The 16,397-nt window shown below is 51.8% G+C and carries 14 protein-coding genes; 12 read left to right on the forward strand and 2 right to left on the reverse strand.

The window, feature by feature from the left end; translation table 11 throughout:
* The first annotated feature begins 77 nt into the window (after window positions 1–77).
* From M3194_RS24775 to M3194_RS24790, 4 genes are all read left to right on the forward strand, one after another.
* The gene (locus M3194_RS24775; protein ID WP_251656771.1) at window positions 78–3,428 is read left to right on the forward strand and encodes a DUF5107 domain-containing protein; all 3,351 of its coding nucleotides are present in this window, start codon (window positions 78–80) and stop codon (window positions 3,426–3,428) included.
* An 11-nt stretch (window positions 3,429–3,439) separates the two neighbouring features.
* Window positions 3,440–4,381: a DUF5107 domain-containing protein gene (locus M3194_RS24780; RefSeq protein WP_251656772.1), complete on the forward strand. Its 942-nt coding sequence runs from the start codon at window positions 3,440–3,442 to the stop codon at window positions 4,379–4,381.
* Between the two features lie 128 nt (window positions 4,382–4,509).
* On the forward strand, window positions 4,510–4,815 hold the full coding sequence (locus M3194_RS24785) for a hypothetical protein (protein ID WP_251656773.1): 306 nt from the start codon (window positions 4,510–4,512) through the stop codon (window positions 4,813–4,815).
* Window positions 4,816–4,848: 33 nt separating this feature from the next.
* Window positions 4,849–5,295 carry an Lrp/AsnC family transcriptional regulator gene (locus M3194_RS24790; protein WP_251656774.1) on the forward strand — a complete coding sequence of 149 codons (447 nt, stop codon included), beginning with the start codon at window positions 4,849–4,851 and terminating at the stop codon, window positions 5,293–5,295.
* Between the two features lie 64 nt (window positions 5,296–5,359).
* Here M3194_RS24790 and M3194_RS24795 read toward each other — a convergent pair whose 3' ends face one another.
* The gene (locus tag M3194_RS24795; RefSeq protein ID WP_251656775.1) at window positions 5,360–6,904 is read right to left on the reverse strand and encodes an acetamidase/formamidase family protein; all 1,545 of its coding nucleotides are present in this window, start codon (window positions 6,902–6,904) and stop codon (window positions 5,360–5,362) included.
* A gap of 310 nt (window positions 6,905–7,214) precedes the next feature.
* Between M3194_RS24795 and M3194_RS24800 the strand changes: the two genes are divergently transcribed.
* On the forward strand, window positions 7,215–8,141 hold the full coding sequence (locus tag M3194_RS24800) for a glycoside hydrolase family 43 protein (RefSeq protein WP_251656776.1): 927 nt from the start codon (window positions 7,215–7,217) through the stop codon (window positions 8,139–8,141).
* 53 nt (window positions 8,142–8,194) lie between these two features.
* Here M3194_RS24800 and M3194_RS24805 read toward each other — a convergent pair whose 3' ends face one another.
* A complete protein-coding gene (locus tag M3194_RS24805) occupies window positions 8,195–8,953 on the reverse strand; it encodes a DeoR/GlpR family DNA-binding transcription regulator (RefSeq protein ID WP_251656777.1) in 759 nt (252 codons plus the stop codon).
* A 189-nt stretch (window positions 8,954–9,142) separates the two neighbouring features.
* Here M3194_RS24805 and M3194_RS24810 point away from each other — a divergent pair, with 189 nt between their 5' ends.
* From M3194_RS24810 to M3194_RS24840, 7 genes are all read left to right on the forward strand, one after another.
* Window positions 9,143–10,186 carry an oxidoreductase gene (locus tag M3194_RS24810; protein ID WP_251656778.1) on the forward strand — a complete coding sequence of 348 codons (1,044 nt, stop codon included), beginning with the start codon at window positions 9,143–9,145 and terminating at the stop codon, window positions 10,184–10,186.
* A 164-nt stretch (window positions 10,187–10,350) separates the two neighbouring features.
* On the forward strand, window positions 10,351–10,950 hold the full coding sequence (locus tag M3194_RS24815; protein ID WP_251656779.1) for a TetR/AcrR family transcriptional regulator: 600 nt from the start codon (window positions 10,351–10,353) through the stop codon (window positions 10,948–10,950).
* A 71-nt stretch (window positions 10,951–11,021) separates the two neighbouring features.
* Window positions 11,022–12,227: an MFS transporter gene (locus tag M3194_RS24820; protein ID WP_251656780.1), complete on the forward strand. Its 1,206-nt coding sequence runs from the start codon at window positions 11,022–11,024 to the stop codon at window positions 12,225–12,227.
* Between the two features lie 270 nt (window positions 12,228–12,497).
* Window positions 12,498–13,481 carry a glycerophosphodiester phosphodiesterase family protein gene (locus tag M3194_RS24825; RefSeq protein ID WP_251656781.1) on the forward strand — a complete coding sequence of 328 codons (984 nt, stop codon included), beginning with the start codon at window positions 12,498–12,500 and terminating at the stop codon, window positions 13,479–13,481.
* A gap of 164 nt (window positions 13,482–13,645) precedes the next feature.
* Window positions 13,646–14,287, forward strand: a complete 642-nt coding sequence (locus M3194_RS24830) for a class I SAM-dependent DNA methyltransferase (RefSeq protein ID WP_251656782.1) — start codon at window positions 13,646–13,648, stop codon at window positions 14,285–14,287.
* Window positions 14,288–14,329: 42 nt separating this feature from the next.
* A complete protein-coding gene (locus M3194_RS24835; protein ID WP_251656783.1) occupies window positions 14,330–15,247 on the forward strand; it encodes a PLP-dependent cysteine synthase family protein in 918 nt (305 codons plus the stop codon).
* Window positions 15,248–15,261: 14 nt separating this feature from the next.
* Complete coding sequence (locus tag M3194_RS24840; RefSeq protein WP_285889542.1) at window positions 15,262–16,395, forward strand: bifunctional cystathionine gamma-lyase/homocysteine desulfhydrase; 1,134 nt, start codon at window positions 15,262–15,264, stop codon at window positions 16,393–16,395.
* Window positions 16,396–16,397 lie beyond the last annotated feature (2 nt).

A 16,397-nucleotide genomic window follows, 5' to 3' on the forward strand; every position in this document is an offset into this window, starting at 1 on the left:
AGAGCCGAGTTTCGTCAATTGGATTCAAGGCTCATCAGCTGTAAATTGGAGGTAAGTGATAAAGGAGGAGAAAATAAATGAATATACAGCAAGCCGCGTCATCCGCTGAAACAGCCGTTCGGGTGTGGGAAGAAGCCGTTGACATTCCGACGTACGGTACCGGTGAACCGGATAAGAATCCAATGTTCCTGGAGAAGCGCGTATATCAAGGAAGCTCGGGCCGCGTGTATCCGCATCCTGTTATTGATAAAATTTTGGACGAAAAAGAAGCGAAGACTTACCGGATGGTTATCCTGGAGAATGAATATGTGCGCATCGAGATCATGCCGGAGATTGGCGGCCGGATTTACCGGGCACTGGATAAAACGAACAATTATGACTTTGTCTATTATAATCGCGTTATTAAGCCCGCGCTGGTAGGGTTGGCAGGACCTTGGATCTCCGGCGGAATCGAGTTCAACTGGCCGCAGCATCACCGTCCGAACACCTACGGGCCTGTCGAGCATCTGTTCACGCAAAATGACGACGGCAGCGCGACGGTCTGGGTCAGCGAGATCGACCGGATGTACGGCACCAAAGTGACAACCGGCTTCACCTTGTATCCGGGCAAAGCTTATCTGGAAATCTCCGCCCAGCTGTACAACCGCACGCCTGAGCCTCAAACCTTCCTCTGGTGGGCAAATCCGGCGGTTGCGGTTAACGATCATACTCAATCGGTGTTTCCTCCGGACGTAACGGCCGTATTTGACCACGGCAAGCGCGACGTATCGCGGTTCCCGATCGCAACGGGCACTTACTATAAAATGGACTATTCCGAAGGCGTCGATATTTCGCGCTACAAGAATATCCCGGTTCCAACCTCTTATATGGCTTACAAGTCGGACTATAACTTCGTAGGCGGCTACGATCACGGCGTTCAAGCGGGATTATTGCATGTCGCGAACCATCATGTATCTCCGGGCAAGAAGCAGTGGACATGGGGCAACGGGGAATTCGGCCAAGCCTGGGACCGCAATCTGACGGATGAGGACGGTCCGTACATCGAGCTGATGACGGGCGTCTTTACGGATAACCAGCCGGACTTTACGTGGCTTCAGCCCTATGAAGAGAAGACGTTTAAGCAATATTTCATGCCTTATAAAAACATCGGCGTCGTAAAGAACGCTTCCATCGACGCAGCCGTGAACCTGGAGGTTGACGAGGCTGCCCGCACGGCGGTTGTGATGGCTTATGCCACATCGGTCTTTGTGGATGCGGTGATTGAGCTGAAAGGCTCGAGACGCACTTACATTCAGGAGACGATTAACCTGTCGCCGGAATCGACGTTCAAAACCGTCATTACTCTGGACGAGGACGATCAGCCGCATCATCTGCAGGTTGCCGTATACGACTCGGCTGGTCGCAGCCTCATTTCCTACCGTCCGGCCGAGCCGTCCATTGAACAGGTTCCGGATGCGGCTAAGCCTCTTCCGTTGCCGGAGGAGCTTAACACAAACGAACAGTTGTATCTGGCTGGATTGCATCTTGAGCAATACCGTCATGCAACGTTTGAGCCGGAAGCGTATTATCTCGAAGGTCTGAAGCGCGACAGCTCGGATATTCGCATCAACGTGGCTTACGGAACGTTGTTATTGCGCAGAGGACAGTTCCAGGAAGCGGAGGCCCTTTTCCGTGCGGCAGTCAAATCGTTGACCTGGCGCAATCCGAACCCATACGACAGCGAAGCTTATTACCAGCTTGGCGTAGCATTGAAGCTGCAGGAGAAGAACAAGGAAGCCTTCGCGGCCTTTTATAAGTCGGTATGGTCGGCAGCCTGGCAGGACAGCGGATACTTCTCCCTGGCTCAGATCGCAGCAGGTCAAGGGGGATGGCTTGAGGCATTGGAGCTTGTTGAACGTTCGCTGATCCGCAATGGCCGCAACTATAAGGCGAGACATTTGAAGGCAGCGCTGCTGCGGAAGGCAGGCAGACTGAACGAAGCGCTGGCTTTTGCGGAAGAGACCCTGAAGCTGGATGTTGCGGATTTCGGAGCAGCTTACGAGCTTGGCTTGATTCTAACCGGGCTGGGCAGAGAAAAGGAAGGGGCAGAGGCGTTGAATAACGTGGCGCGTTTGCTGCGCGGCGATGTTCATAACTATATGAATCTGGCAGCGGATTACGCGGGAAGCGGTCTCTATGCGGAGGCAGGCGATGTGCTGGAGCAAGCGATTCTGAGCCAAAGCAATCAAGCTTACCCGTTAGTCCACTACGCGCTGGCGTATGTTTACGAGCAGGAAGGAAGAAGCGAAGAGGCTGCCGCCCAGCGCCAGGCGGGTCAAGCCGCACCTTCGGATTACTGCTTCCCGAACAGCCTGTTCGAGCTGCAGATTCTGACAAGCGCGCAAGCTATTCATCCAGCGGATGATAAAGCCCATTACTATCTGGGCAATCTGCTCTACGATAAGAAACGCCATGAAGAAGCGATCCGGCATTGGGAGATTTCAGCGTCTCTGCAGGATAAGTTCCCAACGGTCCATCGGAATCTTGCGCTGGCCTACTTCAACAAACAGAACAAACCGGAGGCTGCCCGTAAGTCCCTGGAGAAGGCTTTCGCTAACAACGGGGCAGACGCGCGCGTCTTCTATGAGCTGGATCAGCTGTACAAGAAGATCGGCATGTCCGCTCAGGAACGCTTGTCGCGTCTTGAACAGTATAAGGAGCTTGTCGATAAACGGGATGATTTGTATCTGGAATTCGTGACGCTGCTCAATCTTCTCGGACGGCATGAAGAGGCGCTCGAAGCCTTGCTCTCCCGTCAGTTCCATCCATGGGAAGGCGGCGAAGGAAAAGTAACCGGTCAGTATGTGCTTGCTCTTGTGGAGCTTGGCAAGCATAATTTACAGCAAGGAAACGGCAAAGAGGCGGTTGCGCTATTCAACCGGGCATTGAAATATCCGGAGAACCTGGGAGAAGGCAAGCTTGACGGCGCCCAGGAAAACAACGTTCATTACGGTCTTGGCCGTGCCTATAATCAACTTGGCGATGAAGCAAAAGCCGCCTACCATTGGGCGATTGCTTCGCAAGGGCTTGAGGAGCCGGCAAGCGCCATGTATTACAATGATCAGCCGCCGGATATGATCTTCTATCAGGGCAAGGCATGGCTTGAACTGGGCAATGAGAAGGAAGCAAAGCGCAGATTCAACAAGCTGATCGACTATGCGGAGAAGCATCTGTTCGATGAAGTGAAGATTGATTATTTTGCCGTATCGCTGCCGGATTTCCTCGTATTCGAGGATGACCTGAACAAGCGCAACCGGATTCACTGCCTGTATATGATGGGGCTTGGTCTGCTTGGACTTGGCCGAACGGCCGAAGCGAATGAACGGCTTGCGGAAGTGCTGCAATCGGAACCGAATCACCAGGGAGCTCTTCTTCATCAAAAAGGGTAAGGGAGGAGCTTATGTCCAGAACGTTGTGGAGCATTGCGGAAGAGCAGGGATATACCGTGCTGCAGGGAGAGAACGATCTCCTTCTAGTACGTCTCGTCCCCGAGCGCGGCGGCAAAGTAATCTCGCTGATCAATAAGAGAAGCGGGAAGGATTGGATTCACCGGACGGAACGTCCCTGGACGGCGCTGCATTACGGGATGAACTGGGAAGAAGGCGATCAAGGCGGCTGGGATGAGATGTTCCCGACGATTGAAGCCTGCGCTTGTCCGGATGAGCCCTGGCAAGAGAGGTCTTATCCCGATCATGGCGAGGTCTGGTGTATTCCTTGGACGTACGCGATTGAAGGCGAAAGCTTGCGCTTAATCGTCGAAGGCAGACAGGTACCTTATCGTTTCAGCAAAAAGGTATCCTTAGCAGGCAGTGAGCTGCTTCTTGATTATGAAGTGGTTAACCCCACGACGCACGCGTTCTCTTATTTGTGGGCAGCCCATCCTCTGCTCAATATCCGCGCAGGGATGAAGCTGAACGTTTCCCCTTCATTAAGCGAGATCGAGATCGCTTATTCGCAAGACGAGAGGCTAGGACGGATGCGGGATACCAATACGTTCCCGATAGCGTCCGGTCGGGATGGCGTTGCCGTGGATTTGTCCGTGCTGGAGGATAAGGACAAGAACGCAGCCGAGAAATATTACTTCACTGCACCGCTGCAGGAAGGCGACGTGCAATTAACGGATCCTTCGTCGGGCGACAGCATGCGGTTCCGGTTCTCCCCCGAGGACGTGCCGTACTTGGCGATGTGGGCCAATTACGGCGGCTATGGCGATTACACCTTCGCCGTAGAACCGGCAACCGGCTACATGGACAGCGTTTATCGCGCGCATGAGCTTGGCAAAACGAAGCAGGCGCAGCCTGGATCGACCAACGCGTGGACGCTTCGCGTAGAGATTTCCTAATGAAAAGTGCTCAGCACAGCTAAGCTGCGTTGAGCACTTTTTTTTGATTCGCGAGCAGGAAAAACGGGCTGTATTGAGAAAAGAAGGGGATGGATATTTATTTCCCGTATGCCCTAAAGGAGACATGGATGAAGAAAAACATAGTCGCGCTTGGAGCAATCATCTCTGCCGCGGTTCCGGTGCTCCATTGGCTGTTTCTTGAATGGTGGAGCATAGCAGATAGCAACGAAGGAAACGACCAGGAGGCTGCTGTTTTTGGATTTGCTCTGGATGACGGAGAGGGCTCCGGAGAAGCGACATTATTCTGGTATGATTTTGGACTTGTTGCTTTTTTGTTTGAGTTTGTCATTTGTTTTCTGTGTTTTACAGGTATCAGCATAATCATCAGTAAGTATAGAGGCAGAAAGAAGACAAACGGTGAGACTTCTCTTTAGATCTGTTACAATAACGACTAAAGAGGTGAGACCATGCTGGATTCGATCGATAATCATATTCTACTGAAGCTGTCTCAGAACAGCCGGATTTCATATACCGATTTAGCTAAGGAAGTGGGCTTGTCGGGGGTTGCGGTGAAGGAGCGGATCGACAGGCTCGTGAATCAAGGCATTATTGAGCAGTTCTCCATCGTGATTAATGCCGAGAAGCTGGGGAAGAAAATATCCGCCTATCTGGAGCTTGAGGTGGAGCCCGCGCATTTGGATGAAATTCTGGAGTCGCTTAAGGCGAATGAACGCGTCGTTGTTCTCTATGAAATGACAGGGCCATGTCTGCTTCACGTCCATTACCTGGTGGAGGATATGGATGAGGTGGACCGGTTCATGCACGAATCGATCTATTCGCTGAAAGGGATCCTGCGCGTCGAGAACCAGATTCTGCTGAAACGGCATAAGAATCAGGATGGCTTGAATATTTAAAGGAACCGCCGGGGCTTGAAATCCGGCGGTTCTTTTTTTAGAAAATAAGCAATGAGTGCCGATATTATTTATTGGTCTTCGATAATACGGATTTGTAGAAGCTTGCAAAGTAGTCGCTTACTACGGCTTTTTCATTCGCCAGCTGAACAGGAGCGATGAGCTTGATGTTTTCTCCGTTGTACGATGCGGTTGTTTCTCCGAGCTTGATCTCCAGCTTGTTGCCGTTATAGCTGATGATGACCGATTGCTTGGCGTTATTCCAGCCAACCTTGCCGCCAAAGCTTTCAAAGCTGCTTCGCAGTCCTACCGTCTTTTGCTCCGACTCGCCAAACTGTTCCTTGCCGATGACGGCATGAACGCCCCAGTTGCCGTCGACAACCTGCGTAATGCCAAAGTCCGTGGAGACCGACATGAGGGAGTAGGCTTCGTCTTCGGTCAAATTCATGCCTTTCATCAGGAAATCCTTCGTTTTATGCGCGGCGTCCTTCATCGCTTTATCAATAGAAGAGTTGTTGTAGATGTCCTTCTGCGCATTGTCTCCAAGCTCTGCCAGGTGGTTGGCGTAGCTGAAGCCGTGCACGACCCACTCATTCTCATTCTCGAGCAGCGGGTAATTGAGATCGCTCAGCTTTTTGTCCAAGTCCGCCTTCTTATGAAGAATAACTTGAATATCCCCAGTGACCGATGTCTCGATCGCCGTTCCGTTAATCTCCGAATCGCCTTGGCCGGCATGCGGATCACCCACGGAAAGCAGAGCGCCCGGCACGGACACCGGGTAGTACATGCTTGCGCCTTCGGTAACGCGCCAATCGTCGACATTGCCGCCGAAGTAGGATGGAGGGACGGAGTCCACGATATCCGCTTCCTTCGGAGCGACGCCCATTGTGCCAAAATGCAGCCTTACCGGAACCTTCACGCCTTTAAGCACATTGAAATTCTCTTCAACCGTATCATGGTCCACGATGACGCCCGGATAATCGATGGTCGGATGGACTTTGCCGTCCGGATCGGTTTGCGGTGTCCACTTGAAGCTGTATAAGGCCGTAGCATAATCCGTTACGCCGTCCGACTCCATCTCGTAGATGGTGACGACTTCCCGTTTCTTTGGTTCCTCTACCATGTCACCATACAAGTAACCCCAATTGGCGGCTGCGTTGACGCCATAGGTTTTGCCCGCATATTTCTCATTGCCGTTAGGCCGAAGCTTCATGTCCAGAATCTTGACCTCCAGCACGTCACCCGGCTCGGCTCCTTCGACAGCGATAGGTCCGGTCATAATATGTACGCCGGGTCCGCGCAAATCCTCGTTCTTCTCTACGCTGTCCCAGTGGAAAATATCCTCTACGCCGGCATCGCCTTCAATCATTCTCTCGTAATCATCGCCGGAATGATGGGTGATGGCTTCGACCGTTACGATGTCCCCGGAGTTGACCGTAAGCACCGGATCTCCCTTGCCGATATTCCCCCAACGGACATTGTCCGCATTAGCGGCGAGATAATGGGTTTTTGGCAGTGATTCCGTGTTAGCATTCGCAACATAGAGTGGCGATCCAAGCACCGTAAATGCGGATAAAGCTAGGCCAACCTTCCATGACATACGTTTCCCCATACTGAAATCTCCCTCTCTCTTGTTTGTGTGTGAGTTTTCCTAACATGTTAGTGAGACCGAGTATAGCAGAAGAATATGGAATTAACAATATAAAGTTTTCAATACTTTTTTGTTTGATATTTAAAGTTTAGATCGCTTAATTGTTTGGAAAGTTAGTTTTCTGTAGTGTGTTGCATGACGGACACGTTGCGGGAGGTCTGCGAAAAAAAAGCACGATAGGTCAATTCCTAGCATAATAAGGGCTTATCAAACGGCCGCTCTTACCGGATAATTGAAGCTGGAGAGCATTTCTTTTTAGGAGGAAGACAACATGTCATTGGATTATAAAGCTTATCTTTTTGTGCATTTTACCGGTGAGCATGAGGATGGAGAGCAGGTCTATTTCTCTGTCAGCCGGGATGGACTGCACTGGAATGATCTGAATGAGGGTAAGCCCGTCTTGCAATCCGGGATTGGGGAAAAGGGAGTGCGCGACCCATTTGTCATCCGTTCTCCGCTTGATAACAAGTTTTATATCATTGCGACCGATTTGCGGATTGCGAGCGACAAGGGCTGGGATGCTGCGCAGCACCGCGGCAGCCGCTCCATAATCGTTTGGGAATCTTTTGATCTCGTGCATTGGTCGAAGGAGAGAAGCGCGGAGATTGCTCTTCCGTATGCGGGCTGCGTCTGGGCGCCGGAGAGCATCTTTGACGAGGAAGCCGGGGAGCATCTGATGTTCTGGGCCTCTATGGTGAAAGAGGGAGACAACGAACCTAAGCAGATTATATATAGCTCGAGGACGAAGGATTTTACGGCCTTCACGAAGCCCGAGAAATACATCGAGCGGGGCAATCATGTGATCGATACGACGATTATCCGCGAAGGGGATGCGTATTACCGTTATTCGAAGGATGAAACAACAAAATGCATTACGGTTGAGAGCAGCGGCTCGCTGTCTCCGTCGACATTCTCGGAGCTGCATTCTCCTGTATTGGACAACCTGTTTGGGGTAGAAGGGCCCGAAGTATTCAAATTCAACGACCGCAACGAGTGGTGTCTGATGGTTGATCAATACGCAACGGGCAAAGGGTATCTGCCGCTTATTACCGAGGATTTGTCGAGCGGACAGTTCCGTATTCTGAATCCGGAAGAGTATAACCTTGGCGCAACGAAGAAGAGACATGGCTCCTTCCTGAATCTGACCGAAACGGAATATAACGCGTTAACCGAGGCTTGGGGCACAACGGGCAGATAAGACAAAAGCTTGGCATGGAGTCATCCATGCCAAGCTTTTTTTTCGTCCAGCCTTTAGCCGGCCGCAACGATTACCTTAATCTCGTATTCGGTGCATATTTTGCGGAATGGAGCGGGAGGCTCGGCATCGGTGATCAGAATATCAATGTCGTCAAACGGGCATACGCGGTGGAACAGCGTTTTCTCAAACTTGGCGGAGTCGGCCAGCAGAATGACCTGATTCGCCCGTTTGATCATTTCCCGTTTCAGGTATGCTTCTTCTACCGTAGGGGTAAATAACCCTTCGGCCGAAATGCCGCATGTACCCAGAAAGAGCTTGTCTACGCGGATGTCGCTTAGCATCTCAATCGTGCGCGGGCCATAGGCGTACCGATGCCAGGCATGAAGCATGCCGCCAAGCAAATGCGTGGTTGTCTGCGGCTTGTCGCAGAGGATCGCGGCAATATCGATCGAATTGGTCACCACAACGTTGCCCGTGGTGGACATGAACTCGGCGATGAATTGCGTCGTTGTGCCCGTATCCAGCATCATGTAATCGCCGTTCTGGATAAGTCCTGCGGCAGTCAGGGCGATGGAACGCTTGCTCCCGGCATCGGCGAGCCGCTCCTTGTAGCTGTTAATATGCTTGGTCATCGTAGGCAGTATGGCGCCGCCGCGCACGCGGACGATTAAGCCGTCGGCTTCCATCCTGACCAGATCGCGTCTTGCTGTATCATAAGAGACCTCGTACTTCGTACAAATGTCTTCCATGCTTATATTCTGATTCCGTTTCAAATAATCGACGATCGATTGGATCCGTTCCTCTTGCGTCATCTTATGCCCACCTTATAAGCGCATTCTTATCCCATTATAAGCATCAGGGGAATGGGGATACAAGAAAAACATGACCTGTTATAAGTTTTATGCTTGTTAACTTAAGTTTAATAATTACAAATGATTGTAACTATGCATGCCATCGCTTATACTGATTAAAGAATTGGCGGAGAAGGAGTGCTCGAAACAATGAATAAAGTAAACGTGGGTTTAGTCGGATTCGGATTATCGGGACAAGTTTTTCATGCTCCAATCGTTCAGTCCATAGATGGAATGGAAATCGTGAAGGTAGTATCAAGCAACCCTGGGAAAGTGGGGCAATACTTGCCGGACGCCGCTGTTGTAGACAAGCTGGACGATTTGCTTTCCGACGAAAGCATCGAGCTTGTCATCATTACGTCGCCTAATCAGACGCATTATCCCTATGCCAAGCAGGCCTTGCTGGCCGGCAAGCATGTTGTAGTCGAGAAACCTTTTGTCATCTCTTCGGAAGAGGCGGAGGATCTGATTGCGACAGCCGAGCGGCAGAACAGAAAGCTCAGCGTGTATCAGAACCGGAGATGGGATAATGATTTTCTTACCGTAAAGGGCCTTATTCAATCCGGCAAACTCGGGGATATCGCCTCCTACGAAACGCATTATGACCGTTACCGGCCGCAGGTATCGGACAGATGGAGAGAACAGGCGGGTCCCGGCTCCGGCATGCTGTACGATCTGGGATCGCATTTGATCGATCAGGCCTTGCATTTGTTCGGGAAGCCGTCCAGCGTATACGCGGATCTTCTCCAGCAAAGAGCGGGCTCCGAGGTCGTTGATTATTTCCATCTGATCTTGACGTACGAGAACATGCGGGTCATTCTGCACAGCGGATCGCTTGTCCTGCAGCATGGTCCAAGGTTCCAGGTGCACGGCAGTCTGGGCAGCTTTGTCAAGTACGGTCTCGATTCGCAAGAAGAAACGTTGAGACAAGGCGGCTTGCCGGGACAATCCGATTGGGGCAAAGACCGCGAAGAATGGCACGGCGAGCTTACCCTAATGGATGACGGCCAAGCGGTTGCTAGCAAGGTGGCAACCGAGCAAGGCAGCTACGAACGCTTCTATGAAGGCATGCATCAAGCGATAACGGAAGATAAGCCTGTACCGGTGGATGCGGCCGATGCCAGAAATACGATTAGAGTAATTGAGCTTGCGATGCTAAGCAGCGCGGAGAAACGAGCGTTACCCTTCGCGTAAGCTGTAAGCATAATGCTTATGGACTGTTCCGAAAGCCTGCCGGCGCGGACAGTCTTTTTTTTTATTCTAACGAACAGAACGCAGTTGCCTTTAACGGGTTTATCGCTTAAGATACTGAATAAATGTTCAGTATGGTGACCGGAGCTTAAGCGGGGTGAGACGAAGTGAATAAAAAAAAGCAGCAAACCGAGCAGACAAAGAGAAAAATAGCAGACGCCGCGCGGGCTTTATTCGTGCAGAAGGGCTATAAAGGGACATCGATCGAAGATATCGTGAAAGCAACAGGCTGCAGTGCCGGCAACATCTATTATCACTTCAAGAGCAAGGAAGGGCTGTTCCTGCATCTGATCGAGGACTGGAATACGGAGTGGGAAGAGACCTGGCTGGCGAAGGAGCCTCAATATACGACCACGGTCGATAAGCTGTACGGCATGGCGGAGCATCTTGCGCATGATCAGCTTAATCACCCGCTTACGAAGGCCGTTGACGAGTTTTTCTACAATGCGGAGAAAAATCCGGAAGTGGAAGAGCGCATTAATGAGATGGTAAAGGGTTATATTGACTTTAACCGGAATTTGCTGCAGCGGGGCATCGACAACGGCGAATTCGAATCCGCGAATGTGACCGGACTCGCCATTATTCTGGACAGTCTGATGTATGGCCTTAATCAGCATACGCGAAGAATGGAACGGGATGAAGCTCTGGCGGCTTACCGGCTGGCTATGGACGTGTTCCTGCATGGCATTGCCAAACCGGCCCGCTAGGCCTTTTTTTCTGCAATAATCTAGAATGAATATTCAGTATTATCACAGCATGGGAATCGGGGGAATAAGGAATGACTTTATTGCTTAAGAATCGGGGAGCTCTGCTCATCCTGATGTTTAATTTATTGCTAGTGTTCACGGGGATCGGGCTTGTTATCCCGATTATGCCAAAGTTCATGGAGACGCTCGGCATTACCGGAGGGGTTGTTGGCCTGCTTGTTGCGGCCTTCTCGCTGACGCAGCTTCTGTTCTCGCCGCTTGCCGGCCGGTTATCCGATAAGTTCGGCAGGAAAAGGATGATCGTCATCGGCATGATCGTGTTTGCCGGATCCGAGGCGCTGTTTGGGGTCGCGGAATCTTCCGTCTTATTATTTGTATCCAGGCTGCTTGGCGGCATTAGCGCCGCCATGATTATGCCGGCCGTTATGGCGTATGCGGCAGACATTACAACCAAGGAAGAACGGGCTGCGGGCATGGGGTTTATTAACGCGGCCATTACCACCGGCTTTATTATTGGTCCCGGCATTGGCGGATATATCGCCGAGTTCGGGATCCGGGTGCCCTTCTATGCGGCTGGCGTAGCGGGATTGATTGCCGCTCTTATCAATTTGTTTGTGCTTCCCGAATCGAAGCCGGCGCAGGAGGAAGAAGCAGCTGCAGCTCCGGCGGCAGCCAAAGAGAGAAGCGGGCTTCTTACGCAGCTGCGGTATGCGTACCGTGAGCCCTACTTCCTAAGCTTGATCATCGTGTTTGTCATGTCCTTCGGGCTGGCGAATTTCGAAACGGTATTCGGATTGTTCGTCGATCACAAGTTTGGCTATGAGCCTAAGGATATCGCCTTTATTATCACGTTTGGCTCCATTGCCGGCGCCGTCGTTCAGCTCACCATCTTCAGCTGGATCCTCAGGACCTTCGGAGAACGGAACGTGATCTCGGTCTGCCTTCTGTTCGCGGGTATATTTATTGTGCTTACCCTGTTTGTCCATCAATTCTGGATGGTGTTCGCCGTTACGTTTATTATCTTCCTCGCGATTGACATATTGCGTCCGGCGATCAGCACTCAGATGTCGATGGTGGCCAAGGACCAGCAGGGCTATGTGGCGGGCCTCAACTCGGCGTTCACCAGTCTTGGGAACATTGCAGGTCCAATTATCGCCGGATTTCTGTTCGATGTGGATATTAATTATCCGTATACGCTGGCCTTCCTCGTTCTGGTCGTATGCTTCGGTTTGACATTAAGCGATCGCAAACGCAGTCTGCAGGAAGCGCGATCCTAAGCTCGTTGATATTCTTCCATAAAGCTGATGTCGTTTTTTTAAAACCGATGTCAGCTTTTTAAATTTAATGTCGTTATCAAAAAAAAAGAGGAACTTATCTAAAAAAATGAGGCGCTTACCGCTCAAGAGACCGCATTTGCCTTTGACGGCAGTGCGGTTTTCTTTTGCCCTATCAGTCAAAAGTAATTAAGCAATCATTGAAAAAGATGGGCCGCTTCGGCAGAATTAGAGCATCTGCTGTATGGCAGTGCAGTTTGGAAGGAGCAGCCCATGAATCGAATTAGGAAGATTATTAAAAGCAAAGCGTTTATTTTGCTTGTTTTATTCGTAGTTTTGGTATTTTTGAATAATACCTCCTTGTTCAGCAAACCGTCAGGCAGCGGTCCGGCTTTACTTGCCCACCGCGGACTGGCGCAAACCTTTACGATGGAAAACATTCAGAACGATACTTGCACGGCGGAGCGAATCTATGAACCGGAGTACCCCTACCTGGAAAATACGATAGACTCCATGGAGGCTGCTTTTGATGCCGGCGCTGATATCGTTGAATTTGACGTACATATCACGAAAGATGACCAATTTGCCGTCTTTCATGACTGGACCCTGGACTGCCGAACCAACGCGAAAGGCGTCACCCGGGATTATACGATGGAGGAATTGAAGCAATTCGATATTGGCTACGGTTATACGGCTGACGGAGGCAAAAGTTATCCGTTCCGAGGTAAAGGCGTTGGCCTGATGCCTTCGTTAACAGAGGTATTAACTCATTTTCCGGATAAGTCGCTGCTTATCGATGTAAAGAGCAATGATCCCGAAGAAGGGAAACTCCTGGCTCGCTATTTGTCCGAGCTTCCGGAAGAACGCAGAAGCAAGCTGGCCGTCTATGGAGGCGACGAACCGATCGCTGCTCTGAAAGAAGAGCTTCCGGATATGCGGGTGATGTCAAAGGCTACGATGAAGAAATGCTTAATTCCTTATCTGGCCGTTGGATGGACGGGATACATGCCCGCTGCGTGCAAAAACACGGAATTGCATATTCCCGAGAAGATTGCACCTTTCCTATGGGGATGGCCGGACAAGTTTATAGATCGGATGGAAAAAGCGGATACCCGGGTTGTTATAGTCGGAGGGGACGGCAGCGATTTTTCAAGCGGCTTTGATACATTGGAAGATCTGAAGCGCTTGCCAGACGGATATTCGGGCGTCATCTGGACGAATCGGATAGACCGGATTGCTCCGGCTTACAATCGGTGATTAATCAAATTAAGATAGGAAGCTCTGTTCGCAAGTTGAACGGGGCTTTTTCTTTTGGAATAAATCCGATTAAAAGGGTTGGAGAAAGAGAACAACTTTAGCCCGGCTACATATGCTGAGGATAAGCAACACATTGTGGCAGCACGAGAGGAGCATGCGTACAGATGGGCAGAGAGTTTACGGCACTGTTTGACGAATGGTCGGAGTCCTATGATCGCACGGTTGCCGGAGAAGATGTGGAATATCGGGAAGTATTCGAAGGGTATGACCGCATTCTTGAAGCGGTAGCGGAGAGAGTCAGCGGCACAGTGGTTGAGTTTGGCGTTGGCACGGGCAATTTGACGGAAAAATTGCTTAAGCGGAGCGATAAAGTATACGGAATCGAACCCTCGGAAGGGATGCGCCGGGAGGTATCGAAGCGGGGGCTGCCGGTTGAGGTTTTGGACGGCGACTTTCTGGAATTTCCTCAGCTGCCGGTTCAGGTTGATGCGATCGTCAGCACGTATGCTTTTCACCATTTGACCGATGCGGAGAAAGAACGGGCTGCTGCGTTATACAGCGAATTGCTCGCGCCCGGCGGGCGTGTTGTATTTGCGGATACGTCCTTTGCAAGCGCGGAGGAACGGCAGGAGATTGAACAGAATGCTCTTGATGTGGGCTTCCTAAATTTATATCGGGATTTGCGCACGGAATATTATACGTCTCTCGAAGTTTTGAATAAGCTGTTTACGGAGCATGGCTTTACCGTCAGCTTCACCCGGCTCAATCGTTATGTATGGCTGCTCGAAGCGGTCAAGCTGGCCTAAATCAAAACCTCTAGACGGGAACAGCAGAGGAGAGATGTTTACATGGCTGTATATCGCAATGTGCATGAGCTGATCGGAAATACGCCAATCGTTGAACTGACTCGTTTTGCATTGCCTGCAGGCGTACGCTTATTCGCCAAGCTGGAGCTGATGAATCCCGGAGGAAGCGTGAAGGACCGTCTGGGACTCGCCCTGCTGAGGGATGCAGCGGAGAGCGGTGCGCTGAAGCAGGGAGGAACCATTATTGAGCCGACGGCAGGCAATACCGGAATTGGTCTTGCGCTTGCTGCTATCGGATTAGGCTATAAAGTGATGTTTGTTGTACCGGAGAAATTCAGCATGGAGAAGCAGACGCTTATGCGCGCGCTTGGAGCGGAGGTCGTGAATACCCGAACGGAGGAGGGAATGCTTGGTGCCATCCGCAAAGCGGAAGAGCTTGTGCAGTCTATTCCGGGAGCGTATACACCGGCGCAATTCTCGAATCCGGCTAACCCTTCCGCTTATTATTACACGCTTGGTCCGGAGCTTTGGCAGGAGCTGGACGGGAGAATCGATATCTTTGTGGCGGGTGCGGGAACGGGCGGCACTTTTATGGGGACGGCGCGTTATTTGAAGGAACAGAACCTTTCCGTTAAGACGGTAATCGTGGAACCGGAGGGCTCGATATTGGCGGGCGGCAAGTCCGGTCCCCACCGGACGGAGGGAATTGGCGTGGAAAAGCTGGCCCCGTTTATGGATGCCTCTTATTTCGATGCGATCCATACGATTACGGATGATATTGCGTTTGCCCGCGTGAAGGAGCTCGCTCGGCTGGAAGGACTGCTGGTCGGAAGCTCCTCCGGTGCTGCGCTTGAAGCGGCGCTGAGGGAAGCGGAGCTTGCACCGTCCGGCAGCCATATCGTTACGGTATTTCCGGACGGAAGCGAGCGCTACCTCAGCAAGCAGATATATGGGGAGTAGAGGAGGCGCTTGGGTTGAAGCGATTAACGAAGCTGATTCACGGCGGTACGCCGATGGACCCGCATACGGGTGCGGTAAACGTGCCGATCTACCAGACGAGCACGTATAAGCAGGACGATATAGGCGTTCACCGCGGCTACGAATATTCCCGTACGGGCAATCCGACAAGGCATGCGCTAGAGGAGTTGATCAAGGAACTGGAAGGGGGAGCTCGCGGGCTTGCCTTCAGCTCGGGCATGGCGGCTATTCATACGGTGCTGTCCCGATTGGACAGCGGGGACCATCTGCTTGTCACCGATGATGTTTATGGCGGAACGTTCCGGATCGTCACCCGGGTACTGTCGCGCCTTGGCATTGAAGCAACCTTTGTGGATACGGCCGATCTGGATGCATTGGGGCAGGCGGTACAACCTAATACGAAAGCATTGCTGGTGGAGACGCCAACCAATCCGCTGCTGAAGCTTACGGATATCGCTGCCGTATCAAGTTGGGCCAAAGCGCATAGCCTGCTGTTTATCGTTGACAATACATTTGGCACGCCGTATTGGCAGACGCCGCTAGAGCTCGGCGCAGATGTGGTTGTCCATTCGGCAACCAAATATTTGGGCGGACATAGCGATGTTGTTGCCGGTCTGGTTGTAACGGCAGATGAGAAGCTGGGCGAAGAGCTGCATTATATTCAGAACGCGGTCGGGGGAGTACTTGGCCCGCATGATTCCTGGCTGCTGATGCGCGGGATGAAGACTCTGGGACTGCGCATGCAAGCGCATGAGTCAAATGCCCGCGCGATTGCGGGATTTCTGGCGGAGCATCCGGCTGTCCGGAAGGTATACTACCCCGGCTCGCCGGAGCATCCCCAGCATGAGCTGGCGAAGCGGCAGGCGCTTGGCTTCGGCGGGATGATCTCCTTCGACGTCGGAAGCGAGGAGCGGGCGGCGCAGGTGCTGCGGAAGGTTCGGTATTTCACGCTCGCCGAAAGCCTAGGCGCCGTCGAAAGCCTGATCTCCGTTCCGGCGCGCATGACGCATGCGTCCATACCGAAGGAGCGGAGAGAGCTGCTTGGCATCACCGAAGGCTTGATCCGCATCTCGGTCGGAATCGAGGACCAAGAGGATCTGATCGCCGATTTGGCGCAGAGCTTGGAATAGCA

This window comes from Paenibacillus glycanilyticus, assembly GCF_023715145.1.
Classification (GTDB): domain Bacteria; phylum Bacillota; class Bacilli; order Paenibacillales; family Paenibacillaceae; genus Pristimantibacillus; species Pristimantibacillus glycanilyticus_A.